Origin of the sequence: Kosakonia sp. R1.Fl (genome assembly GCF_023516815.1) — a bacterium.
Taxonomy (GTDB): domain Bacteria; phylum Pseudomonadota; class Gammaproteobacteria; order Enterobacterales; family Enterobacteriaceae; genus Kosakonia.
This window is the reverse complement of the sequence record NZ_JAMGSQ010000001.1, coordinates 1,268,131-1,290,504: the sequence shown is the minus strand read 5'-3', so window position 1 is coordinate 1,290,504 and position 22,374 is coordinate 1,268,131. Positions and strand designations below refer to the sequence as shown.

Sequence of the window (22,374 nt, the reverse complement as noted above, 5' to 3'; positions counted from 1 at the left end):
CTCTCTCCATTTAATACATTGGTGTTAATGCTAAAGGTGGTTCTTGAAGAACCTTCACCTGTTCAAGAAAAATCAATGTCTGTCTGTGCCAGTGATTTTCACTGCTTAGCCACGGAAAATTTTTGGGAAATGCCGGATCGTCCCAGCGACGAATCAGCCATGCCAGATAATAAACCAGGCGCATGGCGCGTAGCGGCTCGATTAACGCCAGCTCAGCCACGTTGAATTCACTGAATTCTTCGTAGGCCTCGACGATCATCTCCAGCTGCATACGCTGCTCGGCTTTATCGCCGTGTAGCAACATCCACAGATCCTGTATGGCAGGACCGTTACGGGCATCGTCTAAATCAACAAACATTGGCCCGTCTCGCCAGAGAATATTCCCTGCATGGCAATCACCATGCAGACGCAAAAGATTAAAACGGTTATGCCATTGCGCCATTACAGCATCGATAAGCTTATCGGCTGCGCGCAAAAATTCATCCTTTAAACCAGAAGGAATGAGCGTTGTTGTTTCAAAGAGTTGGCGTGGCTCAATCAGATATTCTTGAACGCCTATTTCCGGACGGCTTGTAAAACGCGTCTTTCTGCCGGTTTGATGCATACGACCAAGGTAGCGACCCACCCACTCCATTTGATCCAGGTTGTCGGCTTCAAACTGACGGCCGCCAACGCTTGGAAAAACGGCGAAAAAGAAGTCCTGATGGGTGAGTAAGGTTTCATTGTTGAAAGCGAGTGGCGCCGCGACTGGCACGTCATCACGCTGCAAATCTAAAGCAAATTCATGCTCTTCACGGATTTGCTCTGCAGACCAACGCTCCGGACGGTAAAACTTCACCACATAACGTTTGCGATCTTCATCCTGAAATTGATAAACGCGGTTTTCATAGCTGTTGAGCGGGGTAAGCCCGGAATCCACCCGGATCCCCTGCTCAAACAGCGCATCCATAATGGTATCCGGGTGTAATGTCTGGAAGGTAAAGGCGTTGCAGGTCATCCTGGGATCCGAAAATACGACGAATAATTCAGGATATCATTTCGTAGCGTATTCGGTTGCGCCGCTTACAAGCTTTTACTCTTTAATTACGCCGCGCGCGCGCAACAGCGCGGTTTTAAAATCCTCTTCATAATCTTTCTGAATGCCTGGGATCACTGCATCTTTCGAGGAATCGCGCATTTTCAGATGATAGATCAGGATGTCATCACTTAAATCCACAAGGTCGCCTTGATAACCTGACTCTTGCGCCAGTTTCTGCAAAAATTGCACTAAATTAAGCTCTGGCTCTTTTTGCCATGCAGGCTGGAGAAGTTCGATAACTTCATTCAGGCGTTTACATTTCATAATCGTGCTCCTTACTCTGGGTACAGACACGTTAGCAGGGTAAAACCCACAATAAAAGAGGCGATAAGGGTGACGGACAGTAGTGCAGTAATAGGTGTGGTGCTGGCGGGAGGAAAAGCCTCGCGGATGGGTGGAAAAGATAAAGGACTGCAGGAATTAAATGGCACACCACTGTGGCAACATGTTGCCGAACGGCTGGCACCACAGGTAACCAGCTTAGTTATCAGCGCCAATCGAAACCTTGAAATTTATCGCACCAGTGGCTTACCGGTCCTCACAGATACGCTGGATGATTTTCCCGGCCCGCTGGCGGGAATTCTATCCGTTATGCAGCAAAGCGATGGGGAATGGTTTCTGTTTTGCCCGTGCGATACGCCACGTATACCAACGGATCTTATGACGCGGTTACAAAAGAACCGGCAGCATAATGCGCCAGCAATGTGGGTTAATGATGGCGAGCGAGATCACCCGGCAATTGCTCTGGTACATCGCAGCGTTTTACCATTTTTGCAGGACTATCTCGCCAGCGGCGAACGTCGGGTGATGGTATTTATGCAACGAGCAGGAGGGCATGCGGTGGATTTTAGTGATGTGAAATCCGCCTTCGCCAATGTGAATACCCCCGATGATCTCGCGCACTGGCAGGAGAGAACATGATCCCATTACTTGCCATTGCCGCCTGGAGCGGAACAGGGAAAACGACGCTGCTTAAAAAGTTGATTCCAGCTCTCTGCGAACAAGGTATTCGTCCGGGCTTAATCAAACATACTCATCACGATATGGACGTCGATAAGCCCGGTAAAGACAGCTATGAATTACGTAAAGCAGGTGCGGCGCAAACGTTGGTTGCCAGTTCACAACGATGGGCGTTAATGACAGAAACCCCAGATGAAGCCGAGCTGGATTTGGCATATCTGGTTAGCAGAATGGATGCAACAAAACTGGATCTTGTATTAGTCGAGGGTTTCAAACACGAGACGGTGCCCAAGATCCTGCTCTGGCGGCATGACTGTGGTCATGATTTAGCGGAGTTAACGCTGGACGAGCATGTTATCGCCATTGCCAGTGATATCCCTCTAATGCATGGTGTGCCGGTACTAAACCTGAATGATATTGAGCAGATAGTCACGTTTATTATGCGCTGGATTAGGCAAATGGATTAATTTGCTGGTACTTACTGCCTGTTTAACATGAGGCTTTCTGTCGGGCAGATGAAAGGTTAAAACCGCCATCACAGACATGTTTTGCCGCATCCGAAGGGGGAGCGCCTGTGCTGTTTCGCAGCGTAAAAACGCAAAAAGGCCATCCGTCAGGATGGCCTCTTCACTTGTTTGATGCCTGGCAGTTCCCTACTCTCGCATGGGGAGACCCCACACTACCATCGGCGCTACGGCGTTTCACTTCTGAGTTCGGCATGGGGTCAGGTGGGACCACCGCGCTACTGCCGCCAGGCAAATTCTGTTGTCAGACCGTTCTCACGCCCTGACGTAATCTGTATCAAGCTGATTTCATCTCTCTCACGCCAAAACATCTTCGGCGTTGTAAGGTTAAGCCTCACGGTTCATTAGTACCGGTTAGCTCAACGCATCGCTGCGCTTACACACCCGGCCTATCAACGTCGTCGTCTTCAACGTTCCTTCAGGAGACCTAAAGTCTCAGGGAGAACTCATCTCGGGGCAAGTTTCGTGCTTAGATGCTTTCAGCACTTATCTCTTCCGCATTTAGCTACCGGGCAGTGCCATTGGCATGACAACCCGAACACCAGTGATGCGTCCACTCCGGTCCTCTCGTACTAGGAGCAGCCCCCCTCAATTCTCCAGCGCCCACGGCAGATAGGGACCGAACTGTCTCACGACGTTCTAAACCCAGCTCGCGTACCACTTTAAATGGCGAACAGCCATACCCTTGGGACCTACTTCAGCCCCAGGATGTGATGAGCCGACATCGAGGTGCCAAACACCGCCGTCGATATGAACTCTTGGGCGGTATCAGCCTGTTATCCCCGGAGTACCTTTTATCCGTTGAGCGATGGCCCTTCCATTCAGAACCACCGGATCACTATGACCTGCTTTCGCACCTGCTCGCGCCGTCACGCTCGCAGTCAAGCCAGCTTATGCCATTGCACTAACCTCCTGATGTCCGACCAGGATTAGCTGACCTTCGTGCTCCTCCGTTACGCTTTAGGAGGAGACCGCCCCAGTCAAACTACCCACCAGACACTGTCCGCAACCCGGATTACGGGTCCACGTTAGAACACCAGCCATTAAAGGGTGGTATTTCAAGGACGGCTCCACGCAGACTGGCGTCCACGCTTCAAAGCCTCCCACCTATCCTACACATCAAGGACCAGTGTTCAGTGTCAAGCTATAGTAAAGGTTCACGGGGTCTTTCCGTCTTGCCGCGGGTACACTGCATCTTCACAGCGAGTTCAATTTCACTGAGTCTCGGGTGGAGACAGCCTGGCCATCATTACGCCATTCGTGCAGGTCGGAACTTACCCGACAAGGAATTTCGCTACCTTAGGACCGTTATAGTTACGGCCGCCGTTTACCGGGGCTTCGATCAAGAGCTTCTCCTTACGGATGACCCCATCAATTAACCTTCCGGCACCGGGCAGGCGTCACACCGTATACGTCCACTTTCGTGTTTGCACAGTGCTGTGTTTTTAATAAACAGTTGCAGCCAGCTGGTATCTTCGACTGATTTCAGCTCCACGAGCAAGTCGCTTCACCTACATATCAGCGTGCCTTCTCCCGAAGTTACGGCACCATTTTGCCTAGTTCCTTCACCCGAGTTCTCTCAAGCGCCTTGGTATTCTCTACCTGACCACCTGTGTCGGTTTGGGGTACGATTTCGTGTTACCTGGAGCTTAGAGGCTTTTCCTGGAAGCAGGGCATTTGTTACTTCAGCACCGTAGTGCCTCGTCATCACGCCTCAGTGTTAAAGTGCTCCGGATTTGCCTGGAGCACACACCTTCACGCTTAAACCGGGACAACCGTCGCCCGGCTAACATAGCCTTCTCCGTCCCCCCTTCGCAGTAACACCAAGTACAGGAATATTAACCTGTTTCCCATCGACTACGCCTTTCGGCCTCGCCTTAGGGGTCGACTCACCCTGCCCCGATTAACGTTGGACAGGAACCCTTGGTCTTCCGGCGAGCGGGCTTTTCACCCGCTTTATCGTTACTTATGTCAGCATTCGCACTTCTGATACCTCCAGCATGCCTCACAGCACACCTTCGCAGGCTTACAGAACGCTCCCCTACCCAACAACACATAGTGTCGCTGCCGCAGCTTCGGTGCATGGTTTAGCCCCGTTACATCTTCCGCGCAGGCCGACTCGACCAGTGAGCTATTACGCTTTCTTTAAATGATGGCTGCTTCTAAGCCAACATCCTGGCTGTCTGGGCCTTCCCACATCGTTTCCCACTTAACCATGACTTTGGGACCTTAGCTGGCGGTCTGGGTTGTTTCCCTCTTCACGACGGACGTTAGCACCCGCCGTGTGTCTCCCGTGATAACATTCTCCGGTATTCGTAGTTTGCATCGGGTTGGTAAGCCGGGATGGCCCCCTAGCCGAAACAGTGCTCTACCCCCGGAGATGAATTCACGAGGCGCTACCTAAATAGCTTTCGGGGAGAACCAGCTATCTCCCGGTTTGATTGGCCTTTCACCCCCAGCCACAGGTCATCCGCTAATTTTTCAACATTAGTCGGTTCGGTCCTCCAGTTAGTGTTACCCAACCTTCAACCTGCCCATGGCTAGATCACCGGGTTTCGGGTCTATACCCTGCAACTTAACGCCCAGTTAAGACTCGGTTTCCCTTCGGCTCCCCTATGCGGTTAACCTTGCTACAGAATATAAGTCGCTGACCCATTATACAAAAGGTACGCAGTCACCCCATTAAGAGGCTCCCACTGCTTGTACGTACACGGTTTCAGGTTCTTTTTCACTCCCCTCGCCGGGGTTCTTTTCGCCTTTCCCTCACGGTACTGGTTCACTATCGGTCAGTCAGGAGTATTTAGCCTTGGAGGATGGTCCCCCCATATTCAGACAGGATACCACGTGTCCCGCCCTACTCATCGAGCTCACAGCCTGTGTGCTTTTGTGTACGGGGCTGTCACCCTGTATCGCGCGACTTTCCAGACGCTTCCACTAACACACAAGCTGATTCAGGCTCTGGGCTGCTCCCCGTTCGCTCGCCGCTACTGGGGGAATCTCGGTTGATTTCTTTTCCTCGGGGTACTTAGATGTTTCAGTTCCCCCGGTTCGCCTCATTAACCTATGGATTCAGTTAATGATAGTGTGACGAGTCACACTGGGTTTCCCCATTCGGACATCGCCGGCTATAACGGTTCATATCACCTTACCGGCGCTTTTCGCAGATTAGCACGTCCTTCATCGCCTCTGACTGCCAGGGCATCCACCGTGTACGCTTAGTCGCTTAACCTCACAACCCGAAGATGTTTCGTGAAACATCCGCGTGTCGCGAAAATTTGAGAGACTCACAGAACAGTTCGCACTGTTCAGTGTTTCAATTTTCAGCTTGATCCAGATTTTTAAAGAGCAAATATCTCAAACATGACTCGCAAGTCAGTTTTGAGATACGGTTGGCAACGCCTTTCACACATTACCGCGCAAGTGGCGTCCCCTAGGGGATTCGAACCCCTGTTACCGCCGTGAAAGGGCGGTGTCCTGGGCCTCTAGACGAAGGGGACGTAAAGTCTCGCTCGCAAGACGCCTTGCTTTTACTTTTCATCAGACAATCTGTGTGGACACTGCAGAGGCAGGTTCTTTAAGGTAAGGAGGTGATCCAACCGCAGGTTCCCCTACGGTTACCTTGTTACGACTTCACCCCAGTCATGAATCACAAAGTGGTAAGCGCCCTCCCGAAGGTTAAGCTACCTACTTCTTTTGCAACCCACTCCCATGGTGTGACGGGCGGTGTGTACAAGGCCCGGGAACGTATTCACCGTGGCATTCTGATCCACGATTACTAGCGATTCCGACTTCATGGAGTCGAGTTGCAGACTCCAATCCGGACTACGACGCACTTTATGAGGTCCGCTTGCTCTCGCGAGGTCGCTTCTCTTTGTATGCGCCATTGTAGCACGTGTGTAGCCCTGGTCGTAAGGGCCATGATGACTTGACGTCATCCCCACCTTCCTCCAGTTTATCACTGGCAGTCTCCTTTGAGTTCCCGGCCTAACCGCTGGCAACAAAGGATAAGGGTTGCGCTCGTTGCGGGACTTAACCCAACATTTCACAACACGAGCTGACGACAGCCATGCAGCACCTGTCTCACAGTTCCCGAAGGCACCAAAGCATCTCTGCTAAGTTCTGTGGATGTCAAGACCAGGTAAGGTTCTTCGCGTTGCATCGAATTAAACCACATGCTCCACCGCTTGTGCGGGCCCCCGTCAATTCATTTGAGTTTTAACCTTGCGGCCGTACTCCCCAGGCGGTCTATTTAACGCGTTAGCTCCGGAAGCCACGCCTCAAGGGCACAACCTCCAAATAGACATCGTTTACGGCGTGGACTACCAGGGTATCTAATCCTGTTTGCTCCCCACGCTTTCGCACCTGAGCGTCAGTCTTCGTCCAGGAGGCCGCCTTCGCCACCGGTATTCCTCCAGATCTCTACGCATTTCACCGCTACACCTGGAATTCTACCTCCCTCTACGAGACTCAAGCCTGCCAGTTTCGGATGCAGTTCCCAGGTTGAGCCCGGGGATTTCACATCCGACTTGACAGACCGCCTGCGTGCGCTTTACGCCCAGTAATTCCGATTAACGCTTGCACCCTCCGTATTACCGCGGCTGCTGGCACGGAGTTAGCCGGTGCTTCTTCTGCGGGTAACGTCAATCAACACGGTTATTAACCGTATTGCCTTCCTCCCCGCTGAAAGTACTTTACAACCCGAAGGCCTTCTTCATACACGCGGCATGGCTGCATCAGGCTTGCGCCCATTGTGCAATATTCCCCACTGCTGCCTCCCGTAGGAGTCTGGACCGTGTCTCAGTTCCAGTGTGGCTGGTCATCCTCTCAGACCAGCTAGGGATCGTCGCCTAGGTGAGCCGTTACCCCACCTACTAGCTAATCCCATCTGGGCACATCTGATGGCAAGAGGCCCGAAGGTCCCCCTCTTTGGTCTTGCGACGTTATGCGGTATTAGCTACCGTTTCCAGTAGTTATCCCCCTCCATCAGGCAGTTTCCCAGACATTACTCACCCGTCCGCCACTCGTCACCCGAGAGCAAGCTCTCTGTGTTACCGTTCGACTTGCATGTGTTAGGCCTGCCGCCAGCGTTCAATCTGAGCCATGATCAAACTCTTCAATTTAAAAGTTTGATGCTCAATGAATTAAACTTCGTAATGAATTACGTGTTCACTCGTTGAGACTTGGTATTCATTTTTCGTCCGAGGACGTTCAAGAATCCAGTCACCCTGAGTGCCCACACAGATTGTCTGATAAATTGTTAAAGAGCAGTGCCGCCTCGCTTTTTGCTGCGGCGCGGGTTGCGTATACTACGCTTTCCCGCCGTGAAGTCAACTGTTTATTTTCAGATTTCTTCACCTGACAGGCCGGTGTGTTTGCCGTTGTGCCGTGTCAGTGGAGGCGCATTATAGGGAGTTAATTCACGCTGACAACCCCTAATTTCAAAAAACTTTTCAACCGTCTCTTTTTTCAACAAAGCGTGGTAAAAAGCGGCATGAATTGCCGATTTCGCTGTTTTTACCACCACTGAAAGGCATCGAATGGCATACTAGCCAGTGAAATAAAGAGATAAGGAAGTAAAAATGCCGCTAAACGCACAACAACTTGCCGCGCAGAAAAACATCTCCTGGGTTTTGGCTGAGAAACTGGCGCAACAAATCCTGAAGGGAGAATATGCCCCAGGAAGTATTCTGCCGGGTGAGATGGAGCTGGGTGAGAAGTTTGGCGTAAGCCGCACCGCGGTCAGAGAAGCGGTAAAGACATTAACCGCAAAAGGGATGGTGCTTCCCCGCCCGCGTATTGGTACTCGCGTCATGCCGCGCGGAAACTGGAACTTCCTTGATAAGGAGTTGCTCTCCTGGTGGATGCATGAGGATAACTTCCAGGACGTTGTTCAACACTTTCTCATTATGCGCAGCAGTCTTGAGCCTCAGGCGTGTCTGCTCGCCGCCACGCTGGGTAGCGCGGAACAAAAAGCGTATCTCAATACATTAATGGAAGAGATGGTGTTGCTGAAAAAGAACTTCAACCGCGAACGCTGGGTAGAAGTCGATATGGCATGGCATGAACATATTTATGCGATGAGCGATAACCCGTTTCTTATTTCATTCTCCACACTGTTTCATTCTATCTATCACACCTACTTTACCTCTATTACACAAAATGAAGTGGTCAAGCTCGACCTTCACCAGGCGATTGTGGACGCCATTCAGGAAAGCGATGGCGACAGCGCGTTCCGGGCGTGCCAGCTATTATTGAATACGCCGAATTAACAGGACCAGGTATGACAGAGAAGAAAGCGCGCAGTATGGCCGGCCTGCCGTGGATTGCGGCAATGGCTTTTTTTATGCAGGCACTGGATGCCACGATCCTTAACACCGCACTCCCCGCCATAGCACAAAGCCTTGGGCGTTCCCCTTTAGCAATGCAATCGGCGATTATCAGCTACACACTGACCGTCGCCATGCTTATCCCCATGAGCGGCTGGCTGGCCGATCGCTTCGGCACACGGCGCGTCTTTATGCTGGCAGTTAGCCTGTTTACCCTTGGCTCGCTGGCCTGCGCACTTTCTAATTCATTACCGATGCTGGTCGTGTTCCGCGTGATTCAGGGGATCGGCGGCGCGATGATGATGCCGGTTGCACGCCTGGCTTTGCTTCGGGCTTATCCGCGTAGCGAATTGCTGCCGGTACTGAACTTCGTCACCATGCCAGGGCTGGTCGGGCCGATTCTGGGACCGGTAATGGGCGGCGTGTTAGTCACCTGGGCGAGCTGGCACTGGATCTTCTTAATTAATATTCCGATTGGCCTCGCCGGTCTGTTTTATGCCCGCAAATACATGCCGAACTTCACCACGCCACGACGCAGTTTCGATATGGGCGGTTTTTTCCTGTTCGGTTTAAGCCTGGTGCTGTTCTCAAGCGGAATGGAGTTGTTCGGTGAGAAGCTGGTCGCCAGTTGGATCGCTTTTACTATCATTCTGAGCGGCATTTTGCTGCTACTGGCCTACATTCGCCACGCGCGCCGCCATCCAACGCCGCTGATCTCACTCAACCTGTTTAACACCCGCACCTTCTCCGTCGGGATCGCCGGGAACATAGCTTCGCGGTTGGGTACTGGCTGCGTTCCTTTCCTGATGCCGCTGATGTTACAGGTGGGGTTCGGGTATCCGGCATTGATCGCCGGTTGCATGATGGCGCCCACCGCGCTGGGTTCTATCCTCGCAAAATCGATGGTAACCCAGATATTGCGCTGGCTTGGCTACCGTAAAACACTGGTGGGAATCACGCTGTTTATTGGTTTAATGATTGCCCAGTTCGCCTTACAAACACCGGCAATGGCAATATGGATGCTGGTATTGCCGCTGTTCATCCTTGGGATGGCGATGTCCACGCAGTTCACCTCAATGAACACTATTACGCTTGCAGACTTAACTGACGAGAACGCCAGCAGCGGTAATAGTGTGCTGGCGGTAACACAGCAACTATCGATTAGCCTCGGCGTGGCGGTTAGCGCAGCGGTGCTGCGTTTCTATGAAGGGTTTGACAGCACAAACACAGTGGAACAATTCCACTACACCTTTATCACTATGGGCGCGATCACGCTGATTTCCGCGTTAGTGTTTATGTTGTTGAAAGCAAAAGATGGTCGCAACCTGATTAAAGAACGGCACAAAAAGTCAGGCTGAGCCGCGCTCCATCAATATTGGCGTGAGCTGCAAACGCTGCTGTTGCAGGCCAGGCTCCGCAATGCGGTGAATAAGCACATCAATCGCCAGCTCACCCAGTTCATCTTTCGGCTGATGAATAGTGGTGAGCGGCGGCGTCATGTAGCGCGCCAGTTCAATGTCGTCATAACCAACGATCGCCATATCCTGCGGGATTTTCAGCCCCGCCTGGTACAGCGCCTGATAGGCGCCAACGGCCATCGCATCATTACCAATAAATACCGCCTGCGGGCGTTCGTGCATTGCCAGCAATGCCTGCATCGCGTCGAAACCGCCGCCAAACTCAAAATCGCTCTCGATCTCATCCCCTTCACGGATCACCAACCCGGCGCGGGCCATCGCTTCGCGATACCCTTCCAGACGCAGACGTGCAGGGGTTTTATCCAGCGGACCGGTAATGCAGGCAATACGCGTATGGCCTTTGTTGATCAAATACTGGGTCGCCATATCGCCGCCGAGCAACGAGTTATCCTGAATCAGATCGCTGTCGCCGTCGAAGGGCGCCCAGTCCATCATCACAGTTGGAATTGAAGGATAGCGCTGCATGATCTCTTGCGAAGGCTGGTGCGTTTCGGTACACAGCAACAGCAACCCATCGACGCGTTTTTGCATCAATGTTTCCAGGTTGCGATTCATCCGCTGTTCGTCACCTTCGGTGTTGCACAGCACCAGACTGTAACCCCGCTCGAAACAGCTGCGCTCCACGCCGCGTACCAGCTCCGAGTAAAAGGGATTAGTACTGGCGGTGATCAGCATGCCAATCGTACGCGTCTGGTTGATCTTCAGACTGCGCGCAATCGCTGAAGGCGCGTAATTCAGCGTCTTGATCGCCGTTTCCACTTTTTCGCGGATAGCCTCACTGACAAAGCGATCTTTGTTAATTACGTGGGAAACGGTTGAAGTGGAAACGCCCGCCAAGCGGGCCACATCCTTCATGGTCGCCAAGCGTCACCCCTGCGAAGAGAGAAAATCGTCAATCTCATTGCGCCACGGCACAGACGGTTGCGCACCCTTACGCGTGACGGCAATCGCCGCCGCCGCATGAGCAAAACGAATCGCCTCATCCAGAGGTTTATCTTCCAGTAACGCGGTCAGCAACGCGCCGTTAAACGTATCACCCGCCGCAATGGTATCGATGGCTTTCACTTTAAAGCCCGGTACGCGTTTGCCTTCGCCATTAACGCTGGCCCAGACACCACGGCTACCGAGAGTAATGATCACCGTTTTAATACCTTTGGTGTGCAGCGCCTGTGCAGCCCGCGCGGCATCTTCGTCGCTGGATACCTTAATTCCGGTGAGTTTTTCCGCTTCGGTCTCATTTGGCGTGATGATATCCACCAGCGCCAGCAGGTCATCGGAAAGCTCGCGCGCCGGTGCCGGATTCAGCGCCACGGTAGTATTGTTCTGATGCGCAATACGCGCCGCAGCCAGTACGCTCTCAACCGGTGATTCCAGTTGCATTAACAGCGCAGAAGCCTGCGCAATCAGGTCATGCTGCGCGTTGACGCGATCAATTGAGAGCGCCGCATTCGCTCCCGCATGAATACCGATAACATTCTCACCTTCAGCGTTGACGAAAATCAGCGCAACACCGGTGGATTCGCCCGCGACAACGCTCACCGGCGCAACATCAATATTGTCGCTCTCAAGCTGTTTACGCACGCGCGCACCGGTATCGTCATCGCCGGTACAGGCGATAAACGCAATATCCGCACCGCTACGCCCGGCAGCTACCGCCTGGTTTGCCCCTTTACCGCCAAAAGCCACCTGATACTGGTTGCCTGTCACGGTTTCGCCCGGAGTCGGGAAAGATTCAAGGTTAAGAATGTGATCAGCATTGATACTGCCAAGGACAACGAGTTTGTCTGCGGTTTTCATGATGAGCTTGTCCGTAAAATGCGCCACCTTTCGGTGGCGCGTGCCATGCTTTTCTTTTTTGTATTGTCCCTCCAGCGGCGGGATTGCGCCCTCCACCAGAATGACGAATTACTGCTTAACCACCAGCTTCAGATCAACCGGGTTTTTGGCGTAGACTTTTTCACCTTTCAGCACCTTGTCTGCGGTATCCACGCCTTTCGCGCCGATCTGCTCCGGCAACTGAGCGATAGTCGCCGCCAGTTTACCGTCGTTAACCGCTTTCACGCCGTCTGGCGTACCGTCAAAGCCCACCACCATCACATCGGTTTTACCGGCAGTTTGCAGGGCGCGCAGCGCACCCAGCGCCATTTCATCGTTCTGTGCGAAAACAGCCTGCACGTCCGGATGCGCGGTCAGCAGGTTCTGCATCACGTTCAGGCCTTTAGTGCGGTCGAAGTCAGCCGGCTGGCTGGCCAGTACGTTGAATTTGTGCGCAGCAACTGCCTGCTGGAAGCCTTCACCACGTTCACGCGCAGCGGACGTCCCGGCAATACCCGCCAGTTCGATCACTTTCGCGCCTTCGCCCGCTTTCTTAGCAATGTAATCACCGGCGATTTTGCCGCCCAGTACGTTATCAGAAGCGATATGGCTTACCACTTCACCGCTGGAAGCCACACGGTCAAGGGTGATTACCGGGATTTTCGCCTGGTTTGCCATTTTCACAGCGTTACCTACAGCGTCGGAATCGGTCGGGTTGATCAGCAGCAATTTGGTGCCGCGCACGGTCAGGTCCTGCACGTTCGCCAGCTCTTTCGCCGGGTTGTTTTGCGAGTCCAGTACCACCAGGTCATAACCCAGTTTGTCCGCTTCTTTCTGCGCGCCATCCTTCAGGGAAACGAAGAACGGGTTGTTCAGCGTGGAAATCACCAGAGCAATAGAGTCTTTCGCCATCGCGTTTGCGCTTACGGTGGCGCTCAGTGCAACAGCAGAAACCAGAGTGGCCAGTTTTTTCATGTTCATTTTCATGAGTCCTGTTGTGTAGGTAATTACTGCTTTTTGTTGTCTACCAGCACCGCAAGCAGAATCACCACTGCTTTAACGATCATCTGGTAATAGGAGGAAACGCTCAACAAATTCAATCCATTATTGAGGAAGCCAAGGATCAGCGCGCCGATTAGTGTACCGACAATACGCCCTTTGCCACCTGCGAGACTGGTCCCACCCAAAACAACCGCAGCGATAGCATCCAGCTCATAACCTGCTCCCGCAGTAGGTTGCGCCGAGGAAAGACGCGCCACTTCAATAATGCCCGCCAGCGAGGCCAGAAGGCCGCACAGGGAGTAAACGATAACTTTGACTTTATCAACGCTGATACCGGACAAGCGCGTCGCCGCCTCGTTACCGCCTAATGCATAGATATAGCGGCCCAAACGGGTGTGATGCAACAGATACCACGCCGCGATAAAGACGACGGCCATCAGCCATACCGGTGTCGGAATACCGAACGGGCGACCAATACCGAACCAGCCAAACACATCCGCGTTATCAGTAAAACCAGTATTCACCGGGCTACCGTTGGTATAAACCAGCGTCACACCGCGCAGCAGCAGCATCATCACCAGCGTGGCGATAAACGCCTGCACGCGGCCTTTCGCGACAATCGTACCGGTCAGTGCGCCAACAGCCGCACCGAGCGCCAGCGCGCCGACAACCGCCACCAGCGCGTTAACTTCCATGCCCACCAGCGAGGCGGCAACTGCGCCGGTAAGCGCTAACAGGGAACCGACGGACAGATCGATCCCCGACGTTAAAATAACCAGCGTCATACCGACCGCCATAATGGCGTTGACCGAGGTCTGTTGCAGGATGTTTAACAGGTTATTGACGGTAAAAAAGTTGGGGCTCATGGTCGAGACAATCGCAATCAGCACCAGCAGGGCAATCAACGATTTTTGTTCCATCAACCATGCTTTGGTGAAATAACGGCGACCAGAAACAGCCTGGGTAGTCATCTTTTTTACTCCTGATTCACACGATTAAGCTTGCCCACAGCGGCAGCCATCAACACTTCCTGAGTGGCCTGCTCGCGCGTGAATTCACCGCCGAGATGCCCTTCATGCATCACCATTATGCGATCGCTCATGCCCAACACTTCCGGCATTTCGGAGGAGACAAGAATGATGCTCAGGCCATCGGCCTTAAACTGGTTAATTAACTGATAAATCTCTTTTTTCGCCCCAACGTCAACACCACGCGTCGGCTCATCGAGGATCAGCACTTTCGGCCGGGTCATCAAACCGCGGGCAATCGCCACTTTTTGCTGATTCCCGCCGGAGAGCAAACCAATGGCCTGCTCCATAGAAGGCGTTTTCACATTAAACAGACGAATAAAATCATTTACCGCCTGCTGCTCATCTTTGTGTTTCAGCGTACCGCCCGCATGGCTGAAATAACGCAGCGCAGTCAGCGACATGTTCTCTTTCACCGACATGCCGAGCACTAAGCCATCGCGCTTGCGGTCTTCCGAAATATAAACAATGCCGTTTGCCAGTCCGTCCTGCGGTGAGCGGGTGATCACTTCATGGCCGTCGAGCGTGACATAACCGCTGGTGCGCGGCAGCGCGCCATACAGCACTTTCATCAGCTCGGTGCGCCCCGCGCCCATCAATCCGGCTACGCCAAGAATTTCGCCTTTACGCAGTGTAAAACTGACGTTTTCCACGCCCGGCCCACAGAGCTTGTCAACGGTAAGGCGAATTTCGCCCGGCGCTTTATCCAGCCGCGGATATTGATCTTCCAGTTTGCGGCCTACCATCATTTCAATCAGCGTATCTTCGGTCAGCGTGGCCACTTCGCGCTCAGCGATAAATTGCCCGTCACGGAAGACGGTCACGTCATCGCAGATCTCGAAGATCTCTTTCATGCGGTGAGAAATATAGACGATGCCGCGCCCCTGCGATTTCAGCTCGCGAATGACACGAAACAGCGATTCGGTTTCGGTATCGGTCAGGGCATCGGTTGGCTCATCCATAATGATGACCTGCGATTCGTAGCTCATCACTTTGGCGATTTCGACCATCTGCTGATCGCCAATCGACAGTTCGCCGACCAGCCGCTCGCTTTTAAAACGCAGATTCAGCTTCGCCAGCAGTTTGTCAGCTTCGGCAAACATCTTTTTCCAGTCGATTTTGCCAAAGCGATTCACAAACTCGCGGCCGAGAAAGATGTTCTCGGCAATGGTGAGTTGCGGGATCAGGTTCAGTTCCTGGTGGATGATGCCAATACCGGCTTCCTGGGAGGATTTCGGCCCGGTGAAGGTGGTTTCTTTACCTAACCACAGCAGCGAACCAGCGTCACGGGTGTAGATCCCCGTCAGCACTTTCATCATCGTTGATTTACCGGCGCCGTTTTCACCCACCAGCGCCATTACGCGGCCTGGGTAAACATTCAGCGCCGCGCCGGAGAGGGCTTTTACGCCGGGAAAGGCTTTGTCGATGCCTTTGAGTTGTAGTAACGCGTCCATGATGGCCTCAGAAGGTCACGCCAGCACAGAGAATGATATTCGCAAACGGGGAACACTCCCCGCTGCGAATCACCGCATGACTGTCCGCGGTGTGTTTTTTAAATTGCTCGTGCGTAACGTACCGCACTTCGATGTTATTTCCCTGGTGTTGCTGCAGCTGCTCAATATGCTTGAGCAACGTTTCATGGAGCTGCGGATTATGCTGCTTAATCTCCGAGGCGATAATCGCGGACTCAACCTGCATTTCCGCCGTCACCACTTCCAGTACTTGCATAAAGGAAGGCACGCCCTGCGTTAATGCCATATCAATACGTTGCGTGTTACGCGGCACCGGCAACCCGGCATCACACACCACCAGCGAATCGGTATGACCAAGACGAGAGATGACTGACGAGATATCAGCGTTAAGCACACGACCTTTTTTCATTTTTTATGCTCCATCAGCGAAACGTTTCGCTGTATGCAGTGTAGTACGAAGAATGTGCAGAAAACCATCTTGCCGTTACAGAAGTGTGATCGATATCGAAACGTTTCGCTTGTCGAATTGATGAAAAAAACAGCTTTACTGTTTTAAGTGAAATAGCCAGCAATTAATAGCAAAAACCCCTCATAGGGAGGGGTTTTATCAGCATTAAATTTCGACCTGCGTTCCCAGTTCTATCACCCGATTTGGCGGGATCTCAAACTGGTCTGGCGCGCGTAGCGCGTTGCGCTGTAGCACCAGATAAAGCTTACCGCGCAGACGCAGATACCAGGGGCGTTTGCCCAGAATCAACGACTCATGCGACATAAAGAACGAGGTCTCCATCATGCGGCAGTTCAGCCCTTCCAGTCCGCAACGGTGGAACACCTCTTCCACGTTCGGCGTTTCGCGCCAGCCGTAGCTCGCCACCACTCGCCAGAAGGTCGGCGATAATTGCTCAATCTGCACCCGGCGTACATTGTGCACGTACGGCGCATCTTCAGTACGCAGTGTCAGCAGGATCACGCGCTCATGCAGCACCTTGTTGTGCTTCAGGTTATGCATCATCGCAAACGGAATAACGTTCAACGCCCGCGACATATAGACCGCCGTGCCCGGTACGCGCACCGGCGGTGATTTCTCCAGCGAGGCAATCATCGCCTCCAGAGAGTTACCGTGTTCATGCATACGGCGCAGCAGGCGGAAACGCTCGCTCTTCCAGGTGGTCATCACCATGAACATCACCAGCCCCAAAGTTAATGGCAACCAACCGCCGGAGACGATTTTATCGAGGTTCGCCGAGAACAGCGGCACATCAATAGAGAGGAATAAGAGCAGAAGCAGCCCCACCAGCACTTTGTTCCAGTGCCAGTTTTTGCGCGCCACCGTGGTGGAGAGAATCGAGGTCAGCACCATCGTACCGGTCACGGCGATACCGTACGCCGCCGCCAGGTTACTGGAGTGCTCAAAGCTGACAATAACCAGCACCACCGCAAAGTAGAGCAGCCAGTTAATGAACGGGATATAGATCTGCCCGGATTCCATCTCCGAGGTATGGATGATGCGCATCGGTGCCAGATACCCCAGACGCACGGCCTGGCGCGTCAGCGAGAACACGCCGGAAATCACCGCCTGCGAGGCAATTACCGTCGCCAGCGTGGCGATAATCAGCATGGGGATCAGCGCCCATTCCGGCGCAAGCAGGAAGAAGGGGTTTTTAATCGCTTCCGGCGTTTTCAGTAGCAACGCGCCCTGGCCAAAGTAGTTCAGCACCAGCGACGGCAGCACAACGATAAACCACGCCACGCGGATCGGCAGCTTACCGAAGTGGCCCATATCCGCATACAGCGCTTCCACCCCGGTGATCGACAGCACCACCGCGCCCAGCGCCACAAAGGAGATAGCTTTATATTGCAGGAAGAAGTTCACCGCCCACATCGGGTTCAGCGCCTGCAACACCTCAGGATTATCAATAATGCTGCGCGCACCAAGCACCGCGAGAATCAAAAACCACGCCAGCATAATGGGCGCAAACAGCTTCCCCACAAGGCCAGTACCGTGTTTCTGAATCGCAAACAGCAGGGTTAACACGACAATCGACAGCGGCACAATCCAGGCGTCGAGCGAAGGCGCGATAATTTCCAGCCCCTCTATCGCCGACATCACCGAGATGGCGGGCGTGATGACCACTTCGCCATAGAAGAAGCTGCCGCCAATCAGCCCCATGATCACCAGCACCGAGGTCATCCTTGCAGAGGTATTGCGCCCGGCCAGCGACATCAGGGTTAAGATCCCACCTTCACCGGCGTTATCCGCCCGCATGACGAATGTCAGGTACTTAATGGAGACAACAAAAATCAGCAGCCAGAAGATGAGCGACAAAAAGCCGAACACGGCATCGCGCTCAACGCCAAAACCAAACTGACCAGACAAACATTCACGAAGTGTATAAAGTGGGCTGGTGCCGATATCACCGTAGACAACCCCAATCGCCGCAAGCGTAACCGCAGGTAATGATTGCTTATTCTCAGTGCTCATAGACTAATCTTTTGATTGAATGCCAAAATGTGTGCTTAGTCCCTTGGCCCACAAAAAGCGCACAGTATGCACGATTATTTGCGAAATCGTACCCCTAAATGCGGCCACATTAATCTGGCGCAAAGAAAATAAAGCCGTTCTTCAGTCTATTACAAGCCCTTTCAGGAACGTCTATACTCGCTTTTGCAAGCCGGATAACACGGCGAAAGGACGCAAATCTATTATGGCTCACTCACATTTATTAGCAGAAAGAATTTCCCGCTTAAGCAGCGCACTGGAAAAAGGACTCTTCGAGCGCAGCCACGCCATTCGCCTGTGTTTGCTGGCGGCACTAAGCGGTGAGAGTGTGTTTCTTCTTGGCCCGCCGGGCATAGCCAAAAGCCTGATTGCTCGCCGTCTGAAGTTTGCCTTCAAACATGCCCGCGCTTTCGAATATTTGATGACCCGTTTCTCCACACCGGAAGAGGTGTTTGGCCCGCTTTCCATTCAGGCGCTGAAAGATGAAGGTCGCTATGAGCGTTTAACCAGCGGCTATTTACCGGAAGCTGAAATTGTCTTTCTGGATGAGATCTGGAAAGCAGGTCCGGCCATTCTCAACACCCTGCTGACCGCAATTAACGAACGGCGTTTTCGCAATGGTGCCAGTGAAGAGAAAATCCCCATGCGTCTGCTGGTGGCCGCCTCTAACGAACTACCGGAAGCGGACAGCAGCCTTGAAGCACTGTATGACCGCATGTTGATTCGTCTGTGGCTCGACAAAGTGCAGGAGAAGGGCAATTTCCGCTCGATGCTGATTAGCCAGCAGGATGAGAACGACAACCCGGTGCCCGCTGAGTTGCAAATCACCGATGAAGAGTACGCCAGCTGGCAACAGGAAATCAGTAAGGTCAAACTGCCGGATAATGTTTTTGAGCTTATTTATACGTTGCGCCAGCAGCTTGATGCGTTGCCGAGCGCGCCGTATGTTTCCGATCGTCGCTGGAAAAAGGCTATCCGCCTGTTACAGGCCAGCGCCTTTTTTAGCAGTCGCGATGCGGTTGCGCCGATTGATTTAATCTTGCTGAAAGATTGCCTGTGGCACGACGCGGAAGGCATGCGTCTGCTGGAGCAGCAACTGGAAGTATTGATGACCGGGCACGCCTGGCAGCAGCAATCGATGATTGCGCAGCTCACCACGATTTCGCAGCGCCACCTGCAACTTCAGCAGCAACAAAGCGACAAAACGGCACTCAAAGTGAGCCGTCAGGGCGGGATGTTCAGCCGTAAGCCGCATTATGAGTTACCCGCCGGTTTAACCGAACCGGTGTTGACCCTCCTTCTGCAACAGCCGTTAAAACTGCATGATTTGCAGGTTATCCACGTCACTATTGAACGCGGTGCGCTGGAGCAGTGGCTGGCGAAAGGTGGTGAGATCCGCGGCAAACTCAACGGCATTGGTTTTGCGCAAGTGCTGAATCTGGAAGTGGATACCAGCCTGCATCTATTGATCCGTGACGTCAGCCTGCAAGGATCGCGTCTTGCTCTGCCCGGTGGCAGTACCACTGAAAATGTGCCGGAAGAGATCAAGCAACAACTGGAAGCACTGGACAATACCTGGCACCAGCAGCACACCCGCTTTAGCGAACAGCAAAAATGCCTGTTTATTGCCGCCGACTGGTTAGGTCGCATTGAAGCCAGCCTGCAGGATGTCAGAGCGCAGATCCAACAGGCGCGACAATGCTAACGCTGGAAACACTGAATGTAATGCTCACCATCAGTGAGGAGGCGTTGGTTGAAGAACTTATCGTCCTCCTGCTGGCTTCACCGCAACTGGCGCTGTTTTTCGAAAAATTCCCCAAACTTAAACATGCGATAACAGAAGATGTGCCGCGCTGGCGCGAGGCACTGAAAAAGCATCTGAAAGAGACCGAGGTGCCGCCGGAACTGGCGCAAGAAGTACTGAGCTATCAGCAAAGCCAGCTGCTTTCAACCTCGCAATTTACTATTCAGCTTCCGCAAATCCTGGATTTACTGGATAAGCTGCGATCCCCTTTCGCCACCCAGGCGCGACAAATGGTCGCCGATAACCCGGTCTTCACGCCCGCGCTGCATACCCTGTTTTTGCAACGCTGGCGGCTGAGTCTGGTGGTGCAAACCACCGCATTCAATCAGCAGTTACTGGAAGAGGAGCGTGAGCAACTGCTCAGTGAAGTGCAGGAACGCATGACACTCAGCGGCCAGCTAGAACCGGTCCTGATCGAAAATGAAAATGCCGCAGGCAGGCTATGGGATATGAGCGCCGGGCAGCTCAAACGCGGTGATTATCAGTTGATCGTGAAGTACGGTGATTTTCTCAAAGAGCAACCGGAACTCCAGCAGCTCGCGGAACAACTTGGTCGCTCACGGGAAGCCAGGTCGGTGCCGCGGAAAGATGCGCCGATGGAAACCTTCCGCACCATGGTGCGCGAACCGGCAATCGTACCGGAGCAGGTTGACGGGCTGCATCAGAGCGACGATATCCTGCGCTTATTGCCGCCGGAGCTGGCAACGCTGGGTATCACCGAACTGGAGTACGAGTTTTACCGGCGGCTGGTGGAAAAACAGTTGCTGACTTACCGCCTGCATGGCGATGCCTGGCGGGAAAAAGTGACGGAACGCCCGGTTGTTCACCAGGATTTTGACCAGCAACCGCGCGGCCCCTTCATTGTCTGTGTCGATACCTCCGGTTCCATGGGCGGTTTCAACGAACAGTGCGCCAAAGCGTTCTGCCTGGCACTGATGCGCGTGGCGCTGGCGGACAAACGGCGCTGTTTTATTATGCTGTTTTCCAGCGAAGTGGTGCGCTATGAACTTACCAGTGCGCAGGGGCTGGAACAGGCGATCCGCTTTCTCAGCCAGCGTTTTCGCGGTGGCACCGATCTGGCGAGTTGTTTTCGCGCGATCATCGAACGGATGCAGGGTGGTGAGTGGTATGACGCGGACGCGGTAGTGATTTCTGATTTTATCGCCCAGCGTCTGCCGGACGATGTCGTCAGTAAAGTAAAAGAACTTCAGCACATTCATCAACATCGCTTTCACGCGGTGGCGATGTCGTCACACGGTAAGCCCGGTATCATGCGTATCTTCGACCATATCTGGCGCTTCGATACCGGGATGCGCAGCCGCCTGTTACGACGCTGGCGGCGTTAAAGCAGGCCGGAAACCTGCTCGCGAACTTGCGCAGGCCATACACCGCACTGCACTTGCCCGATGTGCGGTAATTGCAGCAGCAGCATGGTAAGGCGCGATTGCCCGATACCGCCGCCGATGGTTTGTGGCATTTCACCGCGCAGCAGCGCCTGGTGCCACTCCAGTTGTAAGCGATCTTCATCGCCGGTCAGCTTCAACTGGCGCTTTAAGGCCTCGGCATCGACGCGAATGCCCATCGACGACAGTTCCAGCGCGTCTTCCAGCACCGGGTTCCACACCAGAATATCGCCATTCAGGCCACTGAAACCGGCTTCCACCGCCGTGCTCCAGTCATCATAATCCGGTGCTCGCACATCGTGGCGCTTGCCGTCGCTAAGTTTGCCGCCAATGCCCATCAGGAACACCGCGCCCAGCTCTTTCGCGATCGCTCTCTCGCGCCCTTTGGCGTCGAGATGCGGAAAGCGGCTGAGCAACGCTTCGCTGTGAACAAAATGGATCTGTTCTGGCAGGAACGGTGCCAGGCCAAATCGTTCGCTGACGGCGGCTTCGGTCTCTTTGATTCCTGACCAGATCGCCTCAACGGTGCTTTTTAAGGTTGCCAGCTGACGCTGATCGTCGCCCAACACGCGTTCCCAGTCCCACTGATCCACATAAACGGAGTGAATAGAAGAAAGGCGCTCTTCATCCGGGCGCAGGGCTTTCATGTGCGTATAGAGCCCTTCTCCGGCGCTGAAGTCGTGCTGGCCCAGCGTCTGACGTTTCCATTTAGCCAGTGAATGCACCACTTCGAAACGGGCATCCGGCAGCGTTTTCACATTGACCTGTACCGCTTTTTCGCACCCCGACAAGTTATCTTGCGTGCCATCACCCACGCGGCTAAGGATCGGCGCCTGAACTTCAATCAGACCCAGTTTCTCCTCCAGCTGGCGAGAGAAAAAAGATTTCACGAAAGCAATCTGCCGTTGTTTTGCGATGTAAGCGGTTTTCATTATGTTACTCCTGTGTCTTATTGCTGTTCATTAAGCAATAAAACATCACAGC

16 protein-coding genes, 1 tRNA gene and 3 rRNA genes are annotated in these 22,374 nt (G+C 53.3%); 6 read left to right on the top strand and 14 right to left on the bottom strand.

Annotated elements, in window-relative coordinates; all coding sequences use genetic code 11:
* Nucleotides 1-10: 10 nt before the first annotated feature.
* Nucleotides 11-997 (bottom strand): serine/threonine protein kinase, encoded by a 987-nt coding sequence (locus M8Q36_RS06115; protein WP_249880340.1) that lies wholly within the window; start codon nucleotides 995-997, stop codon nucleotides 11-13.
* Nucleotides 998-1,072: 75 nt separating this feature from the next.
* Nucleotides 1,073-1,342, bottom strand: a complete 270-nt coding sequence (locus M8Q36_RS06110; protein WP_017460091.1) for a YihD family protein — start codon at nucleotides 1,340-1,342, stop codon at nucleotides 1,073-1,075.
* Nucleotides 1,343-1,411: 69 nt separating this feature from the next.
* Between M8Q36_RS06110 and mobA the strand changes: the two genes are divergently transcribed.
* On the top strand, nucleotides 1,412-1,999 hold the full coding sequence (gene mobA, locus M8Q36_RS06105; RefSeq protein ID WP_249880339.1) for a molybdenum cofactor guanylyltransferase MobA: 588 nt from the start codon (nucleotides 1,412-1,414) through the stop codon (nucleotides 1,997-1,999).
* Nucleotides 1,996-2,505: a molybdopterin-guanine dinucleotide biosynthesis protein MobB gene (mobB, locus tag M8Q36_RS06100; protein ID WP_249880338.1), complete on the top strand. Its 510-nt coding sequence runs from the start codon at nucleotides 1,996-1,998 to the stop codon at nucleotides 2,503-2,505. Before mobA ends, mobB begins: the two co-directional genes overlap by 4 nt.
* A gap of 173 nt (nucleotides 2,506-2,678) precedes the next feature.
* On the opposite strand, the gene rrf is transcribed toward mobB, so the two are convergent.
* From rrf to M8Q36_RS06080, 4 genes are all read right to left on the bottom strand, one after another.
* Nucleotides 2,679-2,794: ribosomal RNA gene (gene rrf, locus M8Q36_RS06095) — 5S ribosomal RNA — on the bottom strand.
* A gap of 91 nt (nucleotides 2,795-2,885) precedes the next feature.
* Nucleotides 2,886-5,791: ribosomal RNA gene (locus tag M8Q36_RS06090) — 23S ribosomal RNA — on the bottom strand.
* 192 nt (nucleotides 5,792-5,983) lie between these two features.
* A tRNA-Glu gene (locus M8Q36_RS06085) sits at nucleotides 5,984-6,059 on the bottom strand.
* A gap of 83 nt (nucleotides 6,060-6,142) precedes the next feature.
* A 16S ribosomal RNA gene (locus tag M8Q36_RS06080) occupies nucleotides 6,143-7,682 on the bottom strand.
* Together the 16S, 23S and 5S rRNA genes with 1 tRNA gene alongside form the textbook arrangement of a ribosomal RNA operon.
* Before the next feature lie 459 nt (nucleotides 7,683-8,141).
* Here M8Q36_RS06080 and M8Q36_RS06075 point away from each other — a divergent pair.
* Both M8Q36_RS06075 and mdtD read left to right on the top strand, forming a co-directional pair.
* A complete protein-coding gene (locus M8Q36_RS06075; RefSeq protein WP_020455877.1) occupies nucleotides 8,142-8,831 on the top strand; it encodes a FadR/GntR family transcriptional regulator in 690 nt (229 codons plus the stop codon).
* A gap of 11 nt (nucleotides 8,832-8,842) precedes the next feature.
* Nucleotides 8,843-10,246: a multidrug transporter subunit MdtD gene (mdtD, locus tag M8Q36_RS06070; protein WP_249880337.1), complete on the top strand. Its 1,404-nt coding sequence runs from the start codon at nucleotides 8,843-8,845 to the stop codon at nucleotides 10,244-10,246.
* Here mdtD and rbsR read toward each other — a convergent pair.
* The 7 genes from rbsR to kup all read right to left on the bottom strand — a co-directional run bounded on the left by rbsR (nucleotide 10,238) and on the right by kup (nucleotide 18,165).
* On the bottom strand, nucleotides 10,238-11,230 hold the full coding sequence (gene rbsR / locus M8Q36_RS06065) for a ribose operon transcriptional repressor RbsR (RefSeq protein WP_097407231.1): 993 nt from the start codon (nucleotides 11,228-11,230) through the stop codon (nucleotides 10,238-10,240). The two genes, mdtD and rbsR, sit on opposite strands and share 9 nt — an antisense overlap.
* Before the next feature lie 3 nt (nucleotides 11,231-11,233).
* Nucleotides 11,234-12,163, bottom strand: a complete 930-nt coding sequence (gene rbsK / locus M8Q36_RS06060; protein ID WP_249880336.1) for a ribokinase — start codon at nucleotides 12,161-12,163, stop codon at nucleotides 11,234-11,236.
* 108 nt (nucleotides 12,164-12,271) lie between these two features.
* On the bottom strand, nucleotides 12,272-13,162 hold the full coding sequence (gene rbsB / locus M8Q36_RS06055) for a ribose ABC transporter substrate-binding protein RbsB (protein ID WP_025263782.1): 891 nt from the start codon (nucleotides 13,160-13,162) through the stop codon (nucleotides 12,272-12,274).
* 26 nt (nucleotides 13,163-13,188) lie between these two features.
* A complete protein-coding gene (rbsC, locus tag M8Q36_RS06050) occupies nucleotides 13,189-14,154 on the bottom strand; it encodes a ribose ABC transporter permease (RefSeq protein ID WP_017458032.1) in 966 nt (321 codons plus the stop codon).
* Nucleotides 14,155-14,159: 5 nt separating this feature from the next.
* Entirely contained in the window at nucleotides 14,160-15,665 is a 1,506-nt protein-coding gene (gene rbsA, locus M8Q36_RS06045; protein WP_020455872.1) for a ribose ABC transporter ATP-binding protein RbsA, read from the bottom strand.
* A 7-nt stretch (nucleotides 15,666-15,672) separates the two neighbouring features.
* Nucleotides 15,673-16,092, bottom strand: a complete 420-nt coding sequence (gene rbsD / locus M8Q36_RS06040) for a D-ribose pyranase (protein WP_020455871.1) — start codon at nucleotides 16,090-16,092, stop codon at nucleotides 15,673-15,675.
* A gap of 204 nt (nucleotides 16,093-16,296) precedes the next feature.
* On the bottom strand, nucleotides 16,297-18,165 hold the full coding sequence (kup, locus tag M8Q36_RS06035) for a low affinity potassium transporter Kup (protein WP_200551087.1): 1,869 nt from the start codon (nucleotides 18,163-18,165) through the stop codon (nucleotides 16,297-16,299).
* A gap of 223 nt (nucleotides 18,166-18,388) precedes the next feature.
* Here kup and ravA point away from each other — a divergent pair, with 223 nt between their 5' ends.
* Together ravA and viaA are read left to right on the top strand one after the other, a co-directional pair.
* On the top strand, nucleotides 18,389-19,888 hold the full coding sequence (gene ravA, locus M8Q36_RS06030; protein WP_249880335.1) for an ATPase RavA: 1,500 nt from the start codon (nucleotides 18,389-18,391) through the stop codon (nucleotides 19,886-19,888).
* The gene (gene viaA, locus M8Q36_RS06025) at nucleotides 19,882-21,333 is read left to right on the top strand and encodes an ATPase RavA stimulator ViaA (RefSeq protein ID WP_017458037.1); all 1,452 of its coding nucleotides are present in this window, start codon (nucleotides 19,882-19,884) and stop codon (nucleotides 21,331-21,333) included. The genes ravA and viaA overlap by 7 nt, the downstream gene beginning before the upstream one ends.
* Here the strand turns inward: viaA and asnA are convergent.
* Complete coding sequence (gene asnA / locus M8Q36_RS06020; protein ID WP_249880334.1) at nucleotides 21,330-22,322, bottom strand: aspartate--ammonia ligase; 993 nt, start codon at nucleotides 22,320-22,322, stop codon at nucleotides 21,330-21,332. The genes viaA and asnA overlap by 4 nt on opposite strands.
* Between the last annotated feature and the right edge of the window lie 52 nt (nucleotides 22,323-22,374).